Here is a 21,932-nt window from a genome sequence, read left to right on the forward strand (position 1 = left end):
CATCGCGATGAACATCGTCGGTACGCCGTAAGCACAGTCCTTTCGATCGTTTCCAACGTCGCGGCCGGGTCGAATCCTGCCGCGGAATGACCATCGTGGCGCCGTGGGTGGTGCACCTGAGGTTGCCCATCACCATGCCGAAGCAGTGATAGAAGGGGACCGGTATGCAGAGCCGTTCACCGGGGCCGAGGTTGATCAGCTCGGTGACGAAGAACCCGTTGTTGAGGATATTGCGGTGTGACAGGGTGGCGCCCTTGGGTGAACCCGTTGTCCCCGAGGTGTATTGGATGTTGATCGGGTCGCTGGGCTGCAGGCTGTCCATTCGCGTCCGCAGGTCGGCCGCCGATACCTGACCGGCGCGGCCCCGCAGTGCGTCCCAGTCGCTGGTGTCCAAGAAGACGACCCCGGTCACATCGGGTGTTTCCGGCAGCACCTCGCCGACCATGCTGCGGTAGTCGGACGTCTTGAATGCGCTGGCTGACACCAAGAGTCGCGTGCCCGACTGACGGAGCACGTAGGCCAGCTCGTGGGTGCGGTAGGCGGGTTGACGGCGACCAGGATCGCGCCGATCTTGGCGGTCGCGTACTGGAGGATGGTCCATTCCGGGCAGTTGGGCGCCCAGATGCCGACGCGATCTCCACGCTCGATACCGCTGGCGATCAACGCCCGCGCGACCAGGTCGATTTCGGCGTTCAGTTCGGCATAGGTCCAGCGGCGGCCGCCGGCGACGTCGACCAGAGCCTCCGCGTCGGGATACGTCGCGGCGGTGCGCTCGAAGTTCGCCCCGATCGTCTCGTCAAGTAGGGGAGTGTCGGCCGGTCCCAGGGCATACGCCTGGGTATCGGCCTCGGCGGCACCGTGTTCCTCGCGCAGCCGGGTCTTCAGCACTTTGCCGCTCGCATTGCGCGGCAACGCGTCGACGATCGCGAGCGCCGCGGGCGCTTGTAGCGAGGTGCTGCCGGCAGTGCGCTTCGATGTCGTCGTGGGTGGGGGGGCAGCGTCGCGCGGGACGATCACGGCCACGGGTGTCCTCCCACTTCGCATCGGGTACCCCGATGATCGCCACCTCGGCGACCTTGGGACAGGTGGCCAGCACGTTCTCAACCTCGGCGCAGTAGATGTTCTCCCCACCGGAGATGATCATGTCCTTCTTGCGGTCGACCATAGATGTAGCCGTCGGAGCGAACCAGGTCGCCCGAGTGAAACCATCCGCCGCGGAACGCTTCTGCCGTCTCGTCGGGCTTGTGCCAGTACTCTTTCATCACCAGCGGGCCCAGGTAGACGATCTCGCCGACGTCACCCGGCGCGACATCGTTCATCTGGTCGTCCACGATCCGCGTTTCCACGTTGAGCATCGGCGTGCCCACCGACCCGATCTTGCGCAGCGCGTCCTCGCCACGGAGCAGACAGGTGATGGGGCTGCACTCGGTCTGACCGAACGCGGCGATGATCTCGGCGTGCGGGAACGCGTCGATCATGGTTCGCAGCAGCGTCGTCGACGCGGGTGCGGCGCCCACCACACGCGGCACAAGCGGGACAGATCCCGGGAACCGAGATCGGGCATCGCGCACACGATCTGCCACTGAGCCGGCGTCATCCAGCACGAGGTGACGCGTTCATCGACGATCGTGGCGACGATCGCGGCGGGGTCGAACCGAGGGCGGAATGACCGCGCCGCCGTTGAGAAACATCGGCAGCATCCCGGATACACCGGCCGTATGAAACAGCGGCGCCACCGCCATCCAACAGTCGTCGTCATCGCGGTTTCCCAGGGTGGCGATCGAACTGAAGGCGTGCAGATACAGGTTGCGGTGGGTGAGCACAGCGCCCTGGGAAAGCCCGTCGTGCCCGACGTGTACATGATGAACGCGGGCGCCTCGTCTTGACTGTGACCTCGGTGACAGCACTGTCCGCGGCGGCGATGATGTCGTCCATATCGCCGCCGATCGTGATGACGGTGTCCACCGACGAAGCTTGGCACACGCCTCTTCCACCGTCGGCGCGAGCGCGATGTCCGCCAACACGGCGGCCGCACCGCTGTCCGCGAGCACGTACGCGATCTCGTCGGCCACCATCCGGAAGTTCACCGGAACCGCGATGGCGCCGAGACGCAATGCGGCAAGCCACGACTCGACGAGCTCGATGCTGTTGTATCCGAGGACGGCCACCCGATCGCCGTGGCCGATCCCGCGGGCGGACAGCGCGTTGGCCAGCCGTGTCACGCGGTCGTCCAGCTCCGAAAATGTGCACCGTCGTCGCGGATCGACGAACGCGACCTTGTCCGGCCGGACACAGGCATGCCTGCGCAGGACATCGCTGAGCGTGATGCCGGTGCAGGGGGGATACGAGCGTGGTCATCATTGCTCCTTTGCGAGTGAGGAATCAAAGGCCCGCGCGGTCGGCGAGCAGCCGGCGGTGATGTGTGCTTCCACCGAACAGCGCCTGGGTCGTCTTGGCGCGTCGGAAGTACAGGTGCAGGTCGTGCTCCCAGGTGAAGGCGATCCCGCCGTGCACCTGGATGGCGGAACCGGCGCACAGCGCGAAGGTGTCGGCGGCCTGCGCCTTAACCAGGGGGGCCGACGATCCGCAGTTCCGCGTCGTCCGCGGCGCTCATCGCGGCGTACATCACGGCGGTGCGCGTCGCATCGATCTCGATCAGCATTTCGGCACAGGCGTGCTTCACCGCCTGAAAGGAGCCGATGGGACGGTCGAATTGTTTTCGGGTGCAGGCGTATTCGACCGCCAGCGAGAGACAGACCTCGGCGCCGCCGAGCATCTCTGCCGCAAGTAGCACCCGTGCGACGTCCATCACCCGTTCGATATCCTCGGGTGACCCCGCGGACAGCGCTTCGGAGGGGGCTTGTGCCAGCTCCAGCCTGGCGACGGGTCGGGTGACGTCGAAGGACGGCAGGTTCACGATAGTCACGCCCGGCGCATCGGCCGCCACGACGTGCAGGGCGACCACCCCGTCGGCCACCGCGGGCACGATGAACAGGTCCGCCACCGAACCGTGCAGGACCGGCCCGCATACGCCGGTGAGGATGGTGCCGCCCGCCACTCGGCGCGCCCGTGCCCGCGGGGTCGGTGTCGCCAGGGGATGCCACCGCGAGCGCGCCGACTTGGTCTCCGCAGAGCATTCCCTTCAGCAACCTGCGACGTTGCTCCTCGTCGCCGGTGCGGCACACCGCTTCGATCGCAAAGGTCGTGGCCGCCAACGGAACCGGCGTCAGGGCCCGGCCGAGCTCGGAGAACGCGATCGCCGACTCCGCCAGGGTGCCACCCGCACCGCCGTAGTCGAGCGGAACGTGTAGCCCCGGCAGCTCCAGCTCGTTGCACACGCGCTTCCAGAGCTGCGTCATGGCCCGCCGCATCGCGGACCATGGCCGGCGGTGCGGCATCACGAGAAAACCGTTCAGTGATGCGCGAAAGTCGTCTTGTTCTGTGCTGTAACGAAAGTCCATGTCACCGGTTCCCGCCTGCCGCCGCATGAGGCCGTGGTTCTTTGGGTAGTCCGAGCAGCTGCTCACCGATCACATTGCGCTGGATCTGAGAACTGCCTGCGTAGATGGTCGCGGCACGCGTAGAGCAGTTCGTCCATCCAGCAGGCCGCCGAGTTGGGTGTGCCCGCCTCTGGAACTATCAGCGCCGCACCATTGCCCGGACCTTCCGGGCCGAGCGTCTCGACGCCGAGGATCTCGGCGGCCGTCGGTATGACGCCTGAAGTACTCGCTCCAGATGACCTTGCTGATCGCAGCGTCGCGGCCGGGACGCTGGCCGGCCAGCAGCTGTGTCAGACCGCGGTAGCCCTGGTAACGCATGATCTGGACCCGCGAATAGCACCACGCCAGCCCGTCGCGGATATGCGGGTCGGTGTGCGACCCGCGCGCTCTGGCGAGGTCGTTCAAGCGATCGAGGTCCCGCCCGAAGTCGATGGCCGCGGTGGTGATCTGCGCGCCGCGTTCGAAGCCGAGCAGCGTCATCGCGGTCGGCCACCCGCGGCCGATGCCACCGACCACGTTGGGCTGGGGTTCGGGCGTCGGTCAGGAAGACCTCGCTGAACGAGGCATGCCCGGCCGCATTGACGATCGGGCGCACGTCGACGCCCGGCTGGCCCATCGGCACCAGCAGCAGCGAGAGTCCCTTGTGCTTCGGCGCATCCGGATCGGTGCGCACCAGAACGAAAATCCAGTTGGCGGTGGGGCCTGCGGATGTCCAGATCTTCTGGCCGTTGACCACCCACTCGTCGCCGTCGAGCACGGCCCTCGTCCGCACGGACGCCAGGTCGGAGCCCGCCTCGGGCTCGGAGAAACCCTGACACCAACGGTCCTCGCCGGACAGGATGCGCGGCAGAAAGTGCCTCTTCTGCTCCTCGGAACCAAGTGCGATCAGCGTGTTGCCGATCAGCTCGATCCCGAACCGGTCGTTCTCTGGAGGTTCGGGTGCGCCGGCGCGGGCGAATTCCTCTGCGAGCACCACCTGTTCGATCACGGACAGGCCGGCTCCGCCATATTCCCTTGGCCAGACACGGCGACCAGTCCGCAGTCCGCGAGGATCTGGCGCCACCGATGTGCGAAAGTCTCCCGCTCTTCCGGCGCCAGTGCGCCGCCGCCCGGCCAGCTGTTCGGAAGGTGCTCGACGAGGAACGCGCGGATTCGGTCCCGGAACGCCTCTGCTTGTTGCGGGTACTCGACGTCCATCGATCAGGGCCGCCGCTTGGCCGCGGGCAGGATCTCGGTGCGATGCGCCAGTCCTCGAGTCCGTAGTCGACCGTCCCGTAGGACAACTCTCCGCCGGTCACCTCGCTCCAGTGCGCGTGATTGAGCTGATGGATTTTGAAGCAGGCATCGAGCGCCGTCGAGAAACCCATTGCGTCGACGGTCTGGTTCACCGATTCCTTGATCAGGAGGGCCGCGAGGGTCGGCAACTTGGCGATGCGGCGGGCGAATTCGACGGTGCGATCCGCCAGCTCGTCGTTGGGGAACACCTTGCTCACCATGCCGATGGCGTGGGCTTCGTCGGCGTCCAGCAGTTGAGCCTTCCTTGTGGGCCCGAACTCCCACGGGTGGCCGAAGTACTCGACCCCGCACATGCCGAGCCGGGTGCCGACGACGTCGGCGAAAACGGTGTCCTCACCGGCGACGATGAGGTCACAGCACCACGCCAGCATGAGTCCGGCCGACAGGACCATACCGTGGACCTCGGCGACAGTGATCTTGCGCAGATTGCGCCAGCGCTTGGTGTTCTCGAAGAAGTAGTGCCACTCCTGGCGGTTGCGTGACTCGACTCCGCCGTACGTTCCGCCGTTGCACTGGTAGGTGGGGTGCTGGTCGGGGCCTGGTGAGCGTTCCCGGACATCGTCGGTGGAGCCCGTGTCGTGACCGGCGGAGAACGACGTCCCGCGGCGCGTAGCAGCACCACTCGCACCTCGTCGTTCGATTCGGCCAGCTCGAATGCGCAGCCCAGCTCGACGAGCATTCCGCGGTTCTGCGCGTTGCGCTGCTTGGGCCGATCGAGCGTGATGACGGCGATCTGCCCCCCGTCGATGACCTCGTATCCGATGTAGTCGAAATCCGACACGGATCACTCCCTTCTTTCGGTGCAGCGGGCCGCGCGGCCGCTCGATCGCGGTGACCAGGCGTTTGGGTGCTTGACCCTGGCGAGATTACGCGGCGCGACCGCAATATGTCCATAGCCAATACGCGTACTAAGAAACTTCAGAGACGTAAATCACGATGCAAACTGATGCTTGCGCTCAATGATGTATCTTGCTAGTACTGTGTTGTACATCGCAGTCGGCGGTACCGAAGCATCCCAGAAGGGTTGAAGATGGAGATCGGAATTTTCCTCATGCCGGCACACCCGCCGGAGCGAAGCCTGTTCGACGCCACGCAGTGGGATCTCGACATCATCGAGCTCGCCGATCAGCTGGGTTACGTGGAGGCGTGGGTGGGTGAGCACTTCACCGTGCCGTGGAGCCGATCTGTGCGCCGGACCTGCTGCTGGCGCAGGGCTGCAGCGCACGAAGAGGATCAAGCTCGCGCCGGGTGCGCACCTGTTGCCCTACCACCACCCGGTGGAATTGGCCCATCGCGTTGCATATTTCGACCATCTCGCACAGGGCAGGTTCATGCTCGGCGTCGGCGCCAGCGGCATCCCGGGGGGACTGGGCCTTGTTCGACGTGGACGGCCACAACGGTGAGCATCGCGAGATGACACGTGAGGCGCTCGAGATCATGTTGCGCATCTGGACCGAGGACGGACCCTGGGAGCACCGCGGAAAATACTGGAACGCCAATGGGATTGCGCCGATGTACGACGGTCTGATGCGTCGCCACATCAAGCCGTTCCAATCGCCGCACCCGCCTATCGGTGTCACCGGCTTCAGCGCCGGCTCGGAAACCCTCAAACTCGCGGGCGAACGCGGCTACATACCGATGAGCCTCGATCTGAACACCGATTACGTGGCCACACACTGGGATGCCGTGCTCGAAGGGGGCGGCCCGCAGCGGGCGTACTCCCGATCGCCGTGATTGGCGGCTGGTGCGCGAGGTCGTCGTGGCCGAGACGGACGAGAAGGCGTTTCGCTACGCCGTCGACGGCATGCTCGGCCGCAACATGCGCGAGTACGTGCTGCCGACCTTCAAGACGATGGGCATGACGAAGTTCTACAAGCACGACCTGCGGTGCCCGATGCCGACGTCACCCGGAGTACCTGGCCGAGAACACATTTGTGGTGGGTTCGGTCGAGACGGTCGTGGACAAACTGGAGGCCACGTATGACCAGGTCGGCGGTTTCGGCCACCTGCTCGTCCCCTCGTTCGACTACAGCGAGAACCCGGGACCGTGGAAAGAGTCGATGCGGTTACTCGCGGAGGAAGTCATGCCACGGCTGAACGCGCGTATCGCGAGAAAGCCGGCGGCCGCGGTCGTCTGACGTCGAGCACGGGCAGGAAGGGGCACAGGCGTGGAAGCTCATCAGATCACGGTCCGATATTCGGACGGCACGCAGAAGACGATGCCGGGACGGCCGGACCAGTCGATCCTCGATGCGGCGGAAGAGCACGGCGTCTCGATCGTCAACGAATGCCAGAGCGGCATCTGCGGGACGTGCGTCGCCACGCGCCTCCGGCGACTATCAGATGGGGCGCACCGAAGGCCTGTCGGACGTCGAGCGATCAGCGCGAAAAGTGTTGACGTGCCAGACGTTCGCCGATACCGATTGCGTCATCGATCTGCAGTATCCAGCCGATGACAACGCGGCGCGGCTGGTCACCGGACACGGAGTGGTGACCAGCGTAGCGGCTGTCGGGCACCACCGCGATTCTGCGGATCGATGCCTCGGGCATCGACGACGCGATCACGTTCAAGGCGGGCCAATTCGCGCAGCAGGTGCCGGGAACCGATGCGTGGCGAAATTTCCTTCGCACATCCCGACGACGGCCGCACCGAGCTGGAGTTCATCATCCGGTTGCTGCCCGACGGCGAGATGTCGAACTATGTCCGCGACCGCGCCAAACCGGGTGACCGAATCGCGTTGCGGTGCAGTAAGGGTTTCTATCTGCGGCCGATCGTGCGGCCCGTCATCCTCGTTGCCGGCGGCACCGGGCTGTCGGCGATCCTGGCAATGGCTCAGAGCCTCGACAGTGACGTCGAGCAACCGGTGCACCTGCTGTATGGCGTGACTGCCGCCGAAGACCTCTGCAAGACGAACTCGACGAACTCACACGACGCATCCCCGGCCTCAAGCTGCACACGATCGTTTCCCGATCCGACTCCGGGTGGGACGGCCCGGTCGGGCTGGTCACCGATCTGCTTGACGAATCCATGCTGAGCCGCGATGGTCAGGCTGGCGATGCCGACGTCTACCTCTGCGGCCCTGCACCGATGGTCGAGGCGACGCGAAACTGGCTCGACAACAGAGGTATTCATCGCATCGGTCTGTATTATGAGAAGTTCGTGGCGAGTGGGGCTGCGCGTAGGCGTACCCCGGCGCGCCTGGACCACGCCGAGGTCGACACGACGCGGGTGCGACGTGACGGTCGCGGCACCGCCGTTGTCATCGGCGGTAGCATCGCCGGTATCGCGGCGGCCAAGGTGCTGACCGAGACGTTCGAGCGGGTGATCGTGCTGGAGAAGGACGGCCGTCACTCCCGCCGCGAGGGCCGGCCCGGCGCGGCCCAAGGCTGGCACCTACACCATCTGCTCACCGCGGGACAGATCGAGCTGGAACGGATTTTCCCGGGCATCGTCGATGACATGGTCGCCGAGGGTGCTTTCAAGGTCGACATGGCCGACCAATACCGCATCCGACTCGGCGGCACCTGGAAGAAGCCCGGCACCAGTGACATTCAGATCGTGCGCCGGGCGCCCGCTGCTCGAATGGTGTGTGCGGCGTCGGCTCGACGACGAACCCCGCATCGAGTTCCGTTACGAGGCCGAGGTCGGTGACCTCGTCTACGACCGCGACGCCAATTGCGTCATCGGTGTCGCGGTGGACCGTGACGGCGTACTGGATGTGGTGCCGGCCGAGTTCGTCGTCGACGCTTCGGGGAAGAACACGCGCATACCGGAATTCCTGGAGCACATGGGGATCGGCGCCCCCGAGGTCGAGCAGGACATCATCAACTGCTTCTACTCCACCATGCAGCACCACGTCCCGCCGGAGCGGCAGTGGGACGACAAGGTGATGGTGATCTGCTACGCGTACCGCCCTTACGAGGACACCTACGCCGCGCAGTACTACACGGACAGCTCACGCACCATTTTGTCCACGTCTCTTGTCGCCTACAACTGTTACTCGCCACCACGTACCGCGCGTGAGTTCCGCGAGTTCGCCGACCTGATGCCCTCACCGGTCGTAGGTGAGAACATCGACGGGCTGGAGCCCGCGTCGCCGATCTACAACTTCCGCTACCCCAACATGCTGCGGTTGCGGTATGAGAAGATGCGCAACCTCCCGCGTGCCCTGCTGGTGGTCGGCGATGCCTACACCAGCGCCGACCCCGTATCGGGGCTGGGAATGAGTCTGGCGCTCAAGGAAGTCCGCGAGATGCAACTGTTGCTCGCCAAATACGGCGCGGGACATCACGAGCTGCCGCGCCGCTACTACCGCAAGATCAGCAAGATGGCTGATACGGCCTGGTTCGTGATACGCGAGCAGAACCTGCGCTTCGACTGGATCAAAGGCGTGCGTGACAAGCGCCCGTTCTATTTCGGTGCGCTCACGTGGTACATGGACCGTGTCCTCGAGCTGGTGCACGATGACCTCGATACCTATCGCGAGTTCCTCGCGGTCGTGCACCTCGTCAAGCCGCCCGCGGCCCTGATGATGCCGAAGGTCGCAGGCCGTGTGCTCGGCAAATGGGCGCGCACGAGATTGTCCGGGCAGCAGACGCTGATCGCCCGCAACTACTCCGACCGGACCGTGCCCGTCGCCGATCGGCTGGACCGTCCCGAGGAAATCGCCGTCGGTAGGCCGTGACGTCCACACTGAACGACAACAAGGGAGCGAGAATGCCGCAGAATCATCGGGGGCGACTGCCGGGCACCAGGACGCCGTGGAAGAGGGTGAGGGTCCGTTGGTGGTGCTGGTCCACGGATTTCCGGAGTCGTGGTACTCGTGGCGCCATCAGATACCCGCGCTCGCGGCTGCCGGGTACCGGGTGGTGGCGATCGATCAGCGAGGCTACGGGCAATCGTCGAAGTTCCGCGTGCAGTCCGCCTATCGCATCAAAGAACTCGTCGGCGACATCCTCGGCGTGATCGATGCGTACGGCGAGAAGCAGGCGATCGTGGTCGGACACGACTGGCGCCCCGGTCGCGTGGACGTTCGCCTGGCTGCACCCAGACAGATGTGCCGGAGTTGCCGGGCTCAGTTCCCTTCGCCGGACGTGGTGTTATCGCCCTGCCGGGCAGTCCTTTGGAGAGCAACGCCCGAACGATTATCACCTGGAGATCGCCGGGCCCAGGGTGTGGTACCAGGATTACTTCTCAGCGCAGGACGGCATCATCGCCGAGATCGAAGAGGACCTGCGCACCTGGCTCCTCGGACTCACGTACACGGTGTCCGGCGATGCCGTGAGCGCCGCCACGCGTGCCGCCGAGGCGGAAGGGATCGATCTGGCGGCCATGGATCCGCTCGACGTGATCCGCGCCGGCCCGTTGTGCATGCCCGAGGGGGCGCGCCTCAAGGACGCCTTCGTGTATCCGGAGAAGATGCCGGACTGGTTCACCGATGAGGATCTCGATTTCTACACAAGCGAATTCGAGCGTTCCGGCTTCGGCGGGCCGCTGAGCTTCTATCACAACATCGACAACGACTGGCACGACCTGGCCGACCAGGCCGGCAAGCCACTCACCCCGCCCGCTGTCTTCATCGGTGGGCAGTACGACGTCGGCACCACATGGGGAGCCGAGGCGACCGAACGGGCCGGGGAAATGATGCCGAACTACTGCGGCACCCACATGGTGGCCGAGGTCGGACACTGGATCCAGCAGGAAGAGCCCAAGGAGATCAACCGGCTGCTGCTCGACTTCCTGCACGGGCTGCGCTAACGGCACGGCAACGGACGAAAAGACATGCATCCCGTCCACTCGCGCCACCTCGACGACTCGACACTGCGTCGCGTCTTCGGATGTTTCCCGTCCGGGGTGATCGCCGTCTGCGCGAGCATCGACGGTGAGCCGGTCGGCATGGCGGCCAGCTCGTTCACCACGGTTTCGGTGGACCCGCCGCTGGTGTCGATTTGCGTGCAGAACACCTCGACCACATGGCCGAGGTTGCGCGAGCGCGAGCGGCTTGGGGTCAGTGTGCTGGCCGAGCACCACAGTGACGCCTGCCTTTCGCTGTCACGCAAGGTCGGGGACCGGTTCGCCGGGGTGCGCTGGACGGAATTGTCCAAGGGGGCGGTGTTCGTTCACGGGGCCACGGCGTGGCTGGATTGCCGCCTGCACTCCGAGCTCTCCCTGGGCGACCACACCATCGCGTTGCTGGAAATCTGCGAACTCAGCGCCGATCCGGACACCCCACCACTTGTTTTTCACGGCAGCCGGTTTCGCCGGCTCGCCGTCACGGCAACAGGGGGCGCGGATGAGAACCGCAGATGTACGGGTGAGGCGCGCGATCGCGGCCATCGGCGCGGGCCGTCATGTCGTGGTGACAGACGATGCCGCGCAGGGCTTCCTCGTCTTCGCCGCCGAGAGCGCGACCTCCACACTGCTCGCCTTCACCGTCAGACACACCTCCGGCTACGTCCGAGTTGCACTGCCGGGCATCGAGTGCGATCGGCTCGACCTGCCGCCGGTGTGCAGCGGCGACCTCCGCACCACGCAACGTGTCGCCGTCGATTGGGGCGGGTCGGCACCGGCATCTCGGCGACCGACCGCGCCGCGACCATCGTGGCGCTCGCCGCGCAGGCGTCGTCACCCTCGGATTTCCGACGTCCCGGCCACGTCGTGCCCGTCCTGGCCGATGCGGACGGCGTGTTGGCAGAACCGGGAGTCGCGGAGGCGGCCGTGGACCTCCCGCCTTGCGGGCCGGCGACCCGCCGGTGTCCTCTGCGAGATCGTCTCGGGCGAACGCGTCGGGGCGATCGCCGACGAGTCGATCGAGTTCGCCGAACGGCACGGGCTCGGAGTGATCTCCATCGCCGATCTCGCACAGTTCCGGCGGCGCACCGAACCGCAAGTCGTCCGGTCGGCCGAAACCCTGCTGCCCCTTGGTGCAGGGACGTCGCGCGTCATCGGTTTTCGTGACACCCACGGCGGCGGCGAACATCTCGTGGCGATCATCGGCACCGCCGATTCGGATCGCCCGATGCCGCTGCACGTTCACGTCGAATGTCTGACCGGAGACGTGTTCGGATCGTTGGGTTGTCGCTGCGGTGATGACCTCCATCGCGCGGTGACGACGATGACAGCTCGAGGCAGCGGCATGATCGTGTACCTGCGCCCGCCGGGTCCGGGTGGCCTGTCGACCCGCGCCGCGTTGGGTGAGCGGGTTTCGCAGATCGTGGCATGGATACTGCGCGATCTGGGCGTGCATTCGGTCCGGCTGTCCGATGATGCTCCGGGGTTCGGCCTGGTGATGTTCGGGGCGATCCGCGAACACGGTTTGGTCGCCGCGCAGCGCAGGGTTCTTGCGGTCGCGGGGTGAGAATCGTTATGGCTCAAACACACTCACGAGGAGTCACATGACGCATCCGGACCTTGCGGGCAAGGCCGCCATTGTCACCGGCGCGGGCGCCGGCATCGGTCTCGCGATCGCAGCGCGCCTCGCCGACGAGGGCGCTCACGTACTGTGCGCGGATATCGACGGCGCCGGCGACGCGGCGGCGATGAAAATCGGCGGCGGCGCGGTCGGTTTCCGGGCCGACGTCAGCGACGAGGAACAGGTGATCGGGATGGTCGAGGCCTGTACCACCGAGTTCGGCGGCGTCGACAAACTCGTCGCGAACGCCGGAATCGTGCATTTCTCGCCGCTGACCGAAACGACCGTCGAGGACTTCGACCGGGTCATCAAGATCAACCTGCGCGGCGCGTGGTTGTGCACCAAACATGCCGCACCGAAGATGATCGAGCGCGGTGGCGGAGCGATCGTCAACATGTCGTCGCTGGCGGGTCAGGTCGCGGCGGCCGGCTCGGCGGCGTACGGCATGTCCGGCGGGGATCATCCATCTCAGCCGCGTGACCGCCGCCGAATTACGCTCGGCCAACGTGCGTTCCAATGCGGTGTTGCCCGCGTTCGTCGACACACCGATGCAGCAGACCGCGATGGCGACGTTCGACGAGGTGCTGGGCGCTGGGGGCGCGGACAACATGATCGCCCGACTGCAGGGCCGCATGGCCGGACCAGAGGAAATCGCCGGAGTCGTCGCCTTCCTGCTGTCCGACGACGCGTCGATGGTGAACGGGACAGCTCAGATCGCAGATGGCGGAACCATTTCCGCGCTCTGGTGACCGCGGCTGGGAGGATCGACAACACGATCGCGGTGATCTCTTCCGCCACGCCCGAATACCGGGTCAGGTGCCACGTGCGCACGGTGTCGTCGATGAAGCTGATGGCCGCGGCGACGAGGAGTCGAGCCTGCGCAGCCGTGGTTTCGGGCATCAGGCTGCAGATGAGGTCGATCCATACCGATTCGCGGTCGGCCTGGTTGCGCGTGTATGTCTCGCGGACTTCGTCCGATGCGGGAAAGTTCGGTGATCGACACCGACACCGGTCGGGATCGTCGATGCGCACCCGTCCGGCGACCAGCATGCGCAGACAGGCCGCCGTGTCTTCGTCGCCGCGCAACGCGCGAATGGTTTCCAGGCTCCACCAGTCGTCCAGACGCCGAATGAGGGCGTCGAGGATGGCCTGCTTGGACGAAAACGTGCGATACAAGCCGGGACCCGCAATGCCGGCGCCCTTGCCGATCTCACTGGTGCTGACGGCCGGATAGCCCTGAGCGCGGAAGAGACGCGCACCGGTGGCCAGCAGGGTTTCGTGCCGGGAGAACAATGCGCGCCCGTCTTCGGGCGTCGGGTCGAGAGGCTTCAGCGCGCTGACGACAGGAGTCCGTGCAGCCGCCATGCAGGCCCGGTTCAGCAGTTCGGACAGCTCATCTCCCGGCAGGCTCAGGTTGTGTCTACCCAGGCTGGTGATGGTGCTGGACACCGCCCAGGCGCGCAGTTCGAGATGCTGGGGGCTGAGCCCGGTCACTTCGAGCCGCACACTGTCGCGAATGCCGGCCACGATGGCGTTGATGCGACGGCGCACTCGGACCGCTCGACGTCGTCGAGGTAGCGGGCCCGCGCTGCCACAGCACCGTCAAAGACCGCGATGCGACGGCGGCCGCCGTCAGGTCGGGTAGTTCGACGCTCAACGGCCGCGGCGCCGACGCTGTCTCGCCCTCGGAGAGCTGCCGGGCGCTCTGATACTGCTCCTGGCCGGTGCGGATAGCGGCAGCGAGCAGGGCCTGCTTGTTGTCGTAGTGCCGATAGACGGCGCGGGCGGTGACACCCGCCGCCTCGGCGATGTCCTCCAGCTTGACCGAGTGAAAGCCACGTTCGATGAACAGCCGAACGGCCTGCTCCAGGATCTGCTGCTTCCGATCCTTGGGCCTGCGCTTGACGGTTGAAACCGCGGTCTCCACCGCCCGCCGCCCCCCTTCTTGCTTTCTCGAACCACCAAATCCTGCCAGACGCCTCTGCTTTGCGGCGGAGGTGACCTGCGGCAGAGGGCTGGACGAGTCGCTGACCATGTCGGTTGCTGCGGACCTACAGCTTGAATCCGCTCTGGCGCTCGAAGTCGGCAAGGTCGAAATAGTCGGTGAAGCGGGTGATTTCGCCGTTCTTGACGACGAAGACGCCGGTGACGGGCAGTTCGACCTTGCGGCCGTCGTTCATGGTGAAGTAGTCGATTCGTTCGGCGAGCACAAGGCCCGGTTCGGCCGCCAGCGTCACGACGTCGAGCTTGGCGTACGAGAACGCGTCGAGGAAGGCGCGGAAGATCGCCCGGATACCGTCGATGCCCTCGATCGGCTTCACCGGCGTGTTGTGGTAAACGGCGTCGGCGGCGAAAGCACCACAGATCGTTTCAAGATCACGGCCCTCCCAGGAGTCCAGGAAGTCGCGGACGAGCTTCTCGCTGGCCTCTTTGGTATCGGTCATCAGGTTGCCTCCTCGGGTATCACTGCGCGAGGTGGCCTCCACGCCCACCATCTCCAGTGTGACATACAGAACAGTACTATCAAGATACATGTATGAGCACAAGTCGCAGTTGTAATCGTTTTTTGTGTATATCTCGCTCTCTATTTAGCGTATTGACTATGGACATAAGCGAGGTCGGCCGCGTACCCTCTCCGTTGTCACCGCCCAACTTCGACCTGTCGGGATGGCCAACATGAGCAGCTCCACTCGTCGCCGCGGCGCCGAACCCATGCGCGTCGCGCGGGTGCTGCCAGTCGTTGCCGCAGTGGCCGCGCGGACACCACAGCAAACTTCGCTGACCGTCGTCTACAGCGGCTCATGCCTCGTAAGGGAGAGACTTATACCTCTTTTTGGAAGCAGCAATCCGGCCGCAGGGGTCGATAGCGTTCCGTCTATGCCCTCCATCGATGGCGATTTCCCGCAAACGCACAGGGCGCCGGTGGTCGAAGCCTCGACCGGTTGTTCGCAGGATCGCCGCCTCCCGGCAGCCGCGCGGTTGGGCCCAGCATGGTGATCTCCGCGCAAACGGCGACCGTGCCCGTGCGTGCGGTCGGCGGGTTCTTGGCCATGTCGTTGGACACCTTGGTGTTGATGTTCAAGCCGCCGTTCGCGTGGCGTGAGTATTTGGCTCAGTGCTGGTTCGTGGCAAGGGTTTCGACGCTGCCCGCGATACTGATGACTATCCCGTGGGCGGTGATCTCGGGTTTCTTTTCAACGTCTTGCTGGCCGATATCGGCGCGGCGGATTTTTCCGGCACCGGCGCTGCGATCTTCACGGTGTCTCAGAGCGGTCCGATCGTGACGGTGTTGGTGGTGGCGGGTGCGGGTGCCACGGCGATGTGCGCCGATCTGGGTGCGCGAACGATTCGCGAGGAACTCGATGCGCTGCGGGTGATGGGTATCAACCCGATTCAGGCGCTGGTCGTCCCGCGCGTGCTGGCGGCTACGACCGTGTCACTGGCGCTGAGCTCAGTGGTGATCATGACGGGTCTGGTCGGGGCGTTCGTTTGCTCGGTGTATCTCATGGACGTTTCGGCGGGCGCCTGGGTGGCGGGGTTGACCACGCTGACCCATATGGCCGACGTCGTCATCTCGATGGTCAAGGCGACCCTGTTCGGATTGATGGCGGGCTTGATCGCTTGCTACCAAGGCATTTCGGTCGATGGTGGTTCCGCCGGTGTCGGCAGGGCGGTGAACGAAACGGTGGTGTTCGCCTTCCTGGTGTTGTTCTTGATCAACATCATCGTCACCGCTGTCGGCGTCCCCTTCATGGTGTCCTGAGGTGGAGCCGTGACGTCGAGTGTTCCGAGCGGACTTCATCCCCGCTTACTGCGGGCGAGGAATGCGGTGGTGGGCGGTGGGACCAGATTGGTTCGCAGACAAGGTTTTACGCCACCACGCTGGCGGGCATTCCGGATGCCGTCGTCAACTACCGTGGCGAGTTGTTGCGAGTGATCGCACAGATGGGATTGGGTAGCGGGGCGCTCGCGGTGATCGGCGGGACGGTGGTGATCGTGGCGTTCTTGACGATGACGACGGGTGCGATCGTCGCGGTGCAGGGATACAACCAGTTGGCGTCGGTGGGTGTGGAGGCGCTCACGGGCTTCGCATCGGCGTTTTTCAATACCCGCGAGATTCAGCCGGGCACGGTGATGGTGGCGTTGGCCGCCACCGTCGGCGCCGGCAGTACCGCTCAGCTCGGGGCGATGCGAATCAACGAGGAGATCGACGCGCTCGAGGCCATCGGTATCCGCAGTGTGAGCTACTTGGCCTCCACCCGGGTGGTGGCCGGAGTGATTGTGGCGATCCCGTTGTTCTGCATCGGGCTGATGACGGCTTTCTGGGCCGCTCGTGTCGGCACCACCGCTGTGTATGGGCAGGGGTCAGGTGTCTACGACCATTACTTCTATACGTATCTGAGTCCATCCGACGTCTTGTGGTCGTTGGCCGAGGTGGCCGCGGTCGCGTTGATGATCATGCTGCTGTGTACCTATTACGGCTATACCGCGCGTGGAGGGCCCGCAGGCGTAGGTGAGGCCGTGGGCCGAGCGGTGCGTGCCTCGATGGTCGTCGCATCGGTCCTGATCGTGATCATGACGCTGGCCATCTACGGCCAGTCCGGCGATTTCCATTTGGCCGGCTAGGCATGAAGCGCAGGGCTGGGACATACCGCATCGCCACGGGTGGTGGACGCTGATCTTGTTGACGGCAATCGTTCTGTTTCTTCGCGGCGGCGGCATCGTTCGGGGAAACGTTCAGATCGTATGTGCCCGTGACACTTTCATCTGATCGAGCGGGTTTGGTGATGGAGACCAACGCAGATGTCATGATGCGTGGTGTCCAAGTCGGCAGGGTCAGCGAGATCGGCGGTGGTGGTGATCGAGCCAGCTTGAGGCTGGAGATCGACCCCGACCAGATCCGCTACATCCCGGCGAACGTGAACGCTCAGATCAGTGCCACAACCGCGTTCGGCACCAAGTTCGTCGAGCTGGTGTATCCGCCGGATCCGAGCCCCAAGCGGCTGGCCGCCGGCGCCGTGCTGCAATCCAAGAACGTCAGCACTGAGATCAACACGGTCTTCGAGAACGTCGTCGAGCTGCTCAAGATGATTGACCCGCTGAAGCTGAACGCCGTGCTGACCGCAGTCGCCGATGGCGTGCGCGGACAGGGCCAGCGGATGGGTCAGGCCACCACGGACCTCAATGAGGTCCTACTGGCATTGAACGCGCGCGCCGAAACCATGCGAGAGAACTGGCGCTCGCTCAAGAACGTCGCTGACACGTATGACGCGGCAGCCGATGACATCGTGTCCATCCTGGATGCCGTCAGCACCACCAGCACGACGATCACCGACCAGGCGAGCGCTCTAGATGGCTTGTTGTTGAACGTCATCGGGCTGTCGACGGCAGGCACGAACCTGCTTGCCACGAGTAAGGACGGTCTCGTCGAGGCGGTCAACACCCTCGAGCCGACGACGAACCTGCTGCTGCAGCACAGCCCCGTGTACGCGTGCTTTCTGAAGGGGGCCACGTGGTATCTCGACAACGGCGGCTATGCGGCGTGGGGCGGCGATGGCCGCACCCTTCAGCTCGACGTCGCCTTGTTGCTGGGAAACGATCCCTACGCCTACCCGAACAATCTGCCGATAGTGGCCGCCAAGGGCGGACCCGGCGGTGCGCCGGGGTGCGGCTCGCTTCCGGATGCGACAAAGAACTTCCCGGTGCGCCAGCTGATCACCAACACCGGCTGGGGGACCGGCCTGGATGTTCGGCCCAACCCCGGCATCGGACATCCGTGCTGGGCGAACTACTTCCCGACGACCCGTGCCGTGCCGGAGCCACCGAGCATTCGTCAGTGCCTGCCAGGCCCGGCGATCGGGCCGGTTCCATACCCGGGGGCGCCACCATACGGCGCGCCGCTGTACGGGCCGGGCGGAGTGCCGCTATGGCCGGGCGTCCCCCCGGCGGCCCCGGCACCACTCGACGACAACGGGCAGGGCCCCCCGTGATCGCGCTGGTCATCGTCACCGCCGACGATCCGCACAAGGAGGAGAGCCTCCGTGGCTGACTTCAGGGGCACCATCTGGCGCCTGGGCGTTTTCCTGGCTGTCTGCGCGTTCGTCGCATTCCTGACGCTGACGATCTTCGGACAGTTTCGCTTCGGCGCGGGCAACAGCTACTACGCCGAGTTCAGCAACGTGTCCAACCTGAGGAACGGCACGATAGTGCGGATCGCGGGCGTCGAGGTCGGCAAGGTGGAAAACATCTCCATCAACCCGGATGCAACTGTGCGCGTGCAGTTTTTCACCGACAAGTCCGTCGTGCTCACGCAGGGCAGCAGGGCGGTGATCCGATATGACAATCTGTTCGGCGACCGGTATCTGGCCCTGGAGGAAGGCACCGGCGGACTCAAGACGCTGAGTCCCGGACAGACCATCCCACTGACTCACACGCAACCCGCGCTGGATCTGGACTCGGTGATCGGTGGCTTCAAGCCGCTGTTTCGGGCGCTGGACCCGCAGCAGGTCAACGACCTGACTCAGCAGTTGATCGAGGCGTTTGAGGGTCAGGGCCCCGCGATCGGGTCTTTCCTGCAGCAGGCCGCGGTGGTCACCAACACGTTGGCCGACCGCTCTGCTGATCGGGCAGGTCATCGACAACCTCAACGTGGTGCTGGGGTCGTTGGCGGGCAGAGCGAGCGGCTGGACAAAGCCGTGACATCACTCGGAGCTGATCGGCGGGCTGGCCGAACGCAGGACCGACATCTCCAACGCGGTGGCCTACACAAACGCCGCCACCGGTTCGCTCGCCGACCTGTTGACCCAAGCCCGGGCGCCGTTCAAAGAGGTGGTCGCGCAGACCGATCGGGTGGCGGGCATCGCCGTGGCTGACCATGAATATCTCGACAATCTGCTCAACACGCTGCCGGACAGATACCAGGCCCTCGTGCGGCAGGGGATGTACGGCGACTACTTCAGTTTCTACCTGTGCGATGTCGTGCTCAAGCTCAACGGCAAAGGGGGCCAGCCGGTGTACGTCAAGGTGGCCGGCCAGAGCACGGGGCGGTGCGCGCCCAAATGAAGTCATTCTCCGAACGCAGCCCCTTGGTCATCGGCACCGTCGGCGTCGCGACCGTTGCCGTGATGGTGCTGGCCGCGTTGCAGTACCAAAACCTGCCCTTCCTCAACTCGGGTAGGGAGTACTCGGCGTACTTCGCCGACGCCGGCGGGCTGAACACCGGTGCAGGCGTGGAGGTTTCCGGGTTCGTGGTGGGCAACGTCTCGGGCATCGAACTCGACGAAACGGGCGTGCTCGTCACGTTCAAGATCGACACCGATGTGCGGCTGGGAGACCGCACCGAGGCCGCGATCAAGACCAAGAGCCTGTTGGGCGCCAAGATCGTCGATGTGACACCGCGCGGGAGCGGTCAGCTCGACGGCGCCATTCCGCTCGACCGTACGGTTTCGCCCTACCAGCTGCCCGATGCCCTCGGTGACCTGGCCACCACGATCAGCGGCGTGAACACCGACCAGCTCTCGAAATCGCTGGCCACCTTGGCCCAGACCTTTTCGGGCACACCGGCGGATCTGAAGGATGCGGTGGCGGGCGTGGCGCGGTTCGCACAAGTGCTCGACACACGCGATGCCGAACTGCGCAGGCTGCTGGACAACGCGGCCCAAGTGACGGGGGTGCTGGCCAAACGCACCGACAACATCGTGAGTCTGGTGAAAGACACCAATGCACTACTGGCGGCGCTGAAGACGCAAAGCGCGGCATTGGACCAGATCTGGGCGAACATCTCGGCGGTGTCGCGACAGCTGCACGCGTTCATCGCCGAGAACCGTCAGCAGCTGCGGCCGGCGTTGGAAAAGCTCAACGGAGTGTTGGCGATCGTCGATGACCGCAAGGAGCGTGTGGCGCAGTCCATCAAACTGATCAACACCTACGTCATGTCTCTCGGTGAATCGCTTTCCTCCGGCCCGTTCTTCAAAGCCTATGTGGTCAACCTCTTTCCGGGTCAGTTCGTGCAACCGTTCGTCGACGCGGCGTTCTCGGATCTGGGGTTGGATCCGGCGACGCTACTGCCCTCACAGCTGACGGACCCGCAGACCGGCCAACCGGGGACGCCCGCGTTGCCGGTGCCCTTCCCGCGGACCGGTCAGGGTGGGGAACCGAGATTGCATCTCCCCGACGCGATCACCGGCAATCCCGGGGACCCGCGCTACCCCTACCGCGAACCGCCCCCGCCACCACCGCCCGGCGGCCCGCCACCCGGACCCCCCGCGCTGCCGCCGCCCGCGATGGCCTCGGTACCCGAGCCGACTCCAGCGCCGGTCTACGTGCCGGCGCCGGGCGAGGCCGCCCTCCAACAACCGGGAGGGCCATGATTCCGGCTGCCATGAGGTCACCACGTACCGCGAGGCTCGTCTTGGCGGTGGTGCTTGTGCTGGTGATGGGTGCGGGCCTGATCGTCGCGGCACGCATGCCCGCGCAGATCGCCCGGACGGTGGTGGTCGCCTACTTCGAGAACAGCACAGGGGTGTTCGCCGGCGACCACGTGCTCGTTCGCGGCGTTTCCGTCGGCAAGATCGAGTCGATCGAGCCGCAACCCGAGCGGGCCAAGGTCACATTCTGGTTCGACGGCAGGTACAAGGTTCCTGCCGATGCCAAGGCCGTGATCCTGTCACCGCAGCTGGTGACCGGCCGCACCATCCAGCTCACGCCGCCGTACACCGGTGGACCGACGATGGCCGACGGCGCGGTGATTCCCGAGGACCGCACTGCGGTGCCCGTCGAATGGGACGACCTACGCGCGCAACTCGAGAGGCTGACCGACCTGCTCAAGCCCACCGGGCCCGACGGTGTGAGTACGTTGGGCGCACTCATCAACACGGCCGCCGACAACCTGCGCGGCCAGGCCCCACGATCCGCGACACCATCATCAAACTGTCGCAAGCGGTTTCGATCCTTGGTGACCACAGCAACGACATCTTCGCCACGTTCAAGAACCTCTCGACGCTGGTATCTGCGCTGAGCGACAGCGCCGATCTGCTCGAATCGCTCAACCGCAACCTCGCGGAGGTGACGTCACTGCTGGCCGACGATCCGAACAAAGTCGGTCAGGCGGTCGAGGATCTCAACGCGGTCGTGGCCGACGTGCAGGACTTCGCCGCCGACAACACGGAGGCGATCGGTACGGCATCGGACAAGATGACCTCGATCACGCGCGTGCTGGTTGAGAGCCTCGACGACATCAAACAAACGCTGCACATCGCCCCGACGGTGTTGCAGAACTACAACAACATCTACGAGCCGGCCAACGGTTCGTTGACCGGCGCCCGGCCATCAACAACTTCGCGAACCCGATCTCGTTCCTGTGCGGTGCAATTCAGTCCGCATCCCGCCGCGGTGGTGAGCAATCGGCGAAGCTGTGTGCGCAGTATTTGGCGCCCATCGTGAAGAACCGTCAATACAACTTCCCGCCGTTGGGAGAGAACCTGTTCGTCGGCGCGCAGACCCGGCCCAACGAAGTGACCTACAGCGAGCCCTGGCTGCGGCCCGACTACGTGCCGCCGGCCGTCGATCCGCCGCCGGGCGTCCCCTTGGCCGCCGAAGCGTCGGCGCCCGACCCAGCAATGACCGCGCCGCTCGCCACGGACCCCACCCACGGTCTAAGGGGCCTGATGGTGCCTCCAGGAGGTGGCCCGTGACTCGGCGACGCTGGCAACATGTCGCGGCGAAC

Annotated in this window: 9 protein-coding genes and 15 pseudogenes; 14 read left to right on the forward strand and 10 right to left on the reverse strand. The window is 65.2% G+C overall.

Translation table 11 applies throughout. From position 1 onward, the window contains the following. The 7 genes and pseudogenes from G6N36_RS00005 to G6N36_RS00030 form a co-directional block, all read right to left on the reverse strand. Nucleotides 1-873, reverse strand: a pseudogene (locus G6N36_RS00005) (AMP-binding protein); the annotation flags it as partial. Then, nucleotides 797-1,165, reverse strand: a complete 369-nt coding sequence (locus G6N36_RS29645) for an AMP-binding enzyme (protein WP_328822705.1) — start codon at nucleotides 1,163-1,165, stop codon at nucleotides 797-799. The gene G6N36_RS29645 and the pseudogene G6N36_RS00005, both read right to left, overlap by 77 nt. Further along, a pseudogene (locus G6N36_RS29650) lies at nucleotides 1,101-1,597 on the reverse strand (AMP-binding protein). Before G6N36_RS29650 ends, G6N36_RS29645 begins: the two are co-directional and overlap by 65 nt. 19 nt (nucleotides 1,598-1,616) lie before the next feature. Beyond that, nucleotides 1,617-2,327 carry an AMP-binding protein gene (locus G6N36_RS29655; protein WP_328822791.1) on the reverse strand — a complete coding sequence of 237 codons (711 nt, stop codon included), beginning with the start codon at nucleotides 2,325-2,327 and terminating at the stop codon, nucleotides 1,617-1,619. Nucleotides 2,328-2,382: 55 nt separating this feature from the next. Further along, a pseudogene (locus G6N36_RS30180) lies at nucleotides 2,383-3,461 on the reverse strand (acyl-CoA dehydrogenase family protein). A gap of 1 nt (nucleotide 3,462) precedes the next feature. Beyond that, a pseudogene (locus tag G6N36_RS00025) lies at nucleotides 3,463-4,697 on the reverse strand (acyl-CoA dehydrogenase). 3 nt (nucleotides 4,698-4,700) lie between these two features. Next, nucleotides 4,701-5,577, reverse strand: a pseudogene (locus G6N36_RS00030) (enoyl-CoA hydratase). A gap of 249 nt (nucleotides 5,578-5,826) precedes the next feature. Between G6N36_RS00030 and G6N36_RS00035 the strand changes: the two are divergent. From G6N36_RS00035 to G6N36_RS00065, 7 genes and pseudogenes are all read left to right on the forward strand, one after another. After that, nucleotides 5,827-6,934: pseudogene (locus G6N36_RS00035) on the forward strand (LLM class flavin-dependent oxidoreductase). Nucleotides 6,935-6,964: 30 nt separating this feature from the next. Beyond that, nucleotides 6,965-9,481, forward strand: a pseudogene (locus tag G6N36_RS00045) (2Fe-2S iron-sulfur cluster-binding protein). Between the two features lie 103 nt (nucleotides 9,482-9,584). Next, nucleotides 9,585-9,866 (forward strand): annotated as a pseudogene (locus tag G6N36_RS30265) (alpha/beta fold hydrolase); the annotation flags it as partial. A gap of 103 nt (nucleotides 9,867-9,969) precedes the next feature. After that, a complete protein-coding gene (locus G6N36_RS30270) occupies nucleotides 9,970-10,554 on the forward strand; it encodes an alpha/beta fold hydrolase (RefSeq protein WP_235690340.1) in 585 nt (194 codons plus the stop codon). Nucleotides 10,555-10,578: 24 nt separating this feature from the next. Beyond that, a pseudogene (locus tag G6N36_RS00055) lies at nucleotides 10,579-11,064 on the forward strand (flavin reductase family protein); the annotation flags it as partial. Between the two features lie 25 nt (nucleotides 11,065-11,089). After that, nucleotides 11,090-12,154: pseudogene (locus G6N36_RS00060) on the forward strand (3,4-dihydroxy-2-butanone-4-phosphate synthase). Between the two features lie 37 nt (nucleotides 12,155-12,191). Further along, nucleotides 12,192-12,957, forward strand: a pseudogene (locus tag G6N36_RS00065) (SDR family oxidoreductase). Nucleotides 12,958-13,399: 442 nt separating this feature from the next. Here G6N36_RS00065 and G6N36_RS30275 read toward each other — a convergent pair. The 3 genes and pseudogenes from G6N36_RS30275 to G6N36_RS00075 form a co-directional block, all read right to left on the reverse strand. Further along, nucleotides 13,400-13,573: pseudogene (locus G6N36_RS30275) on the reverse strand (TetR family transcriptional regulator); the annotation flags it as partial. 55 nt (nucleotides 13,574-13,628) lie between these two features. Next, nucleotides 13,629-14,135, reverse strand: coding sequence for a TetR/AcrR family transcriptional regulator (locus G6N36_RS30280; RefSeq protein WP_407938918.1), 507 nt, complete (start codon nucleotides 14,133-14,135; stop codon nucleotides 13,629-13,631). Between the two features lie 124 nt (nucleotides 14,136-14,259). Then, a complete protein-coding gene (locus G6N36_RS00075) occupies nucleotides 14,260-14,652 on the reverse strand; it encodes a limonene-1,2-epoxide hydrolase family protein (RefSeq protein ID WP_163683921.1) in 393 nt (130 codons plus the stop codon). Between the two features lie 546 nt (nucleotides 14,653-15,198). On the opposite strand from G6N36_RS00075, the pseudogene G6N36_RS00080 reads away from it, so the two are divergent. The 7 genes and pseudogenes from G6N36_RS00080 (at nucleotide 15,199) to G6N36_RS00105 (ending at nucleotide 21,900) form a co-directional block, all read left to right on the forward strand. Further along, nucleotides 15,199-15,971 (forward strand): annotated as a pseudogene (locus tag G6N36_RS00080) (MlaE family ABC transporter permease). A gap of 86 nt (nucleotides 15,972-16,057) precedes the next feature. Continuing rightward, nucleotides 16,058-16,834, forward strand: coding sequence for an ABC transporter permease (locus G6N36_RS00085; protein ID WP_163690265.1), 777 nt, complete (start codon nucleotides 16,058-16,060; stop codon nucleotides 16,832-16,834). A 2-nt stretch (nucleotides 16,835-16,836) separates the two neighbouring features. Next, nucleotides 16,837-18,198 (forward strand): annotated as a pseudogene (locus G6N36_RS00090) (MCE family protein). Between the two features lie 51 nt (nucleotides 18,199-18,249). Beyond that, on the forward strand, nucleotides 18,250-19,080 hold the full coding sequence (locus G6N36_RS00095; protein WP_235689917.1) for an MCE family protein: 831 nt from the start codon (nucleotides 18,250-18,252) through the stop codon (nucleotides 19,078-19,080). Further along, nucleotides 19,073-19,270, forward strand: coding sequence for a hypothetical protein (locus tag G6N36_RS29680; RefSeq protein WP_235689918.1), 198 nt, complete (start codon nucleotides 19,073-19,075; stop codon nucleotides 19,268-19,270). The genes G6N36_RS00095 and G6N36_RS29680 overlap by 8 nt, the downstream gene beginning before the upstream one ends. Further along, entirely contained in the window at nucleotides 19,267-20,577 is a 1,311-nt protein-coding gene (locus tag G6N36_RS00100; protein WP_163683923.1) for an MCE family protein, read from the forward strand. Before G6N36_RS29680 ends, G6N36_RS00100 begins: the two co-directional genes overlap by 4 nt. A gap of 11 nt (nucleotides 20,578-20,588) precedes the next feature. Further along, a pseudogene (locus G6N36_RS00105) lies at nucleotides 20,589-21,900 on the forward strand (virulence factor Mce family protein). Nucleotides 21,901-21,932 lie beyond the last annotated feature (32 nt).

The sequence above is a fragment of the Mycolicibacterium gadium genome (assembly GCF_010728925.1).
Taxonomy (GTDB): Bacteria; Actinomycetota; Actinomycetes; order Mycobacteriales; family Mycobacteriaceae; genus Mycobacterium; species Mycobacterium gadium.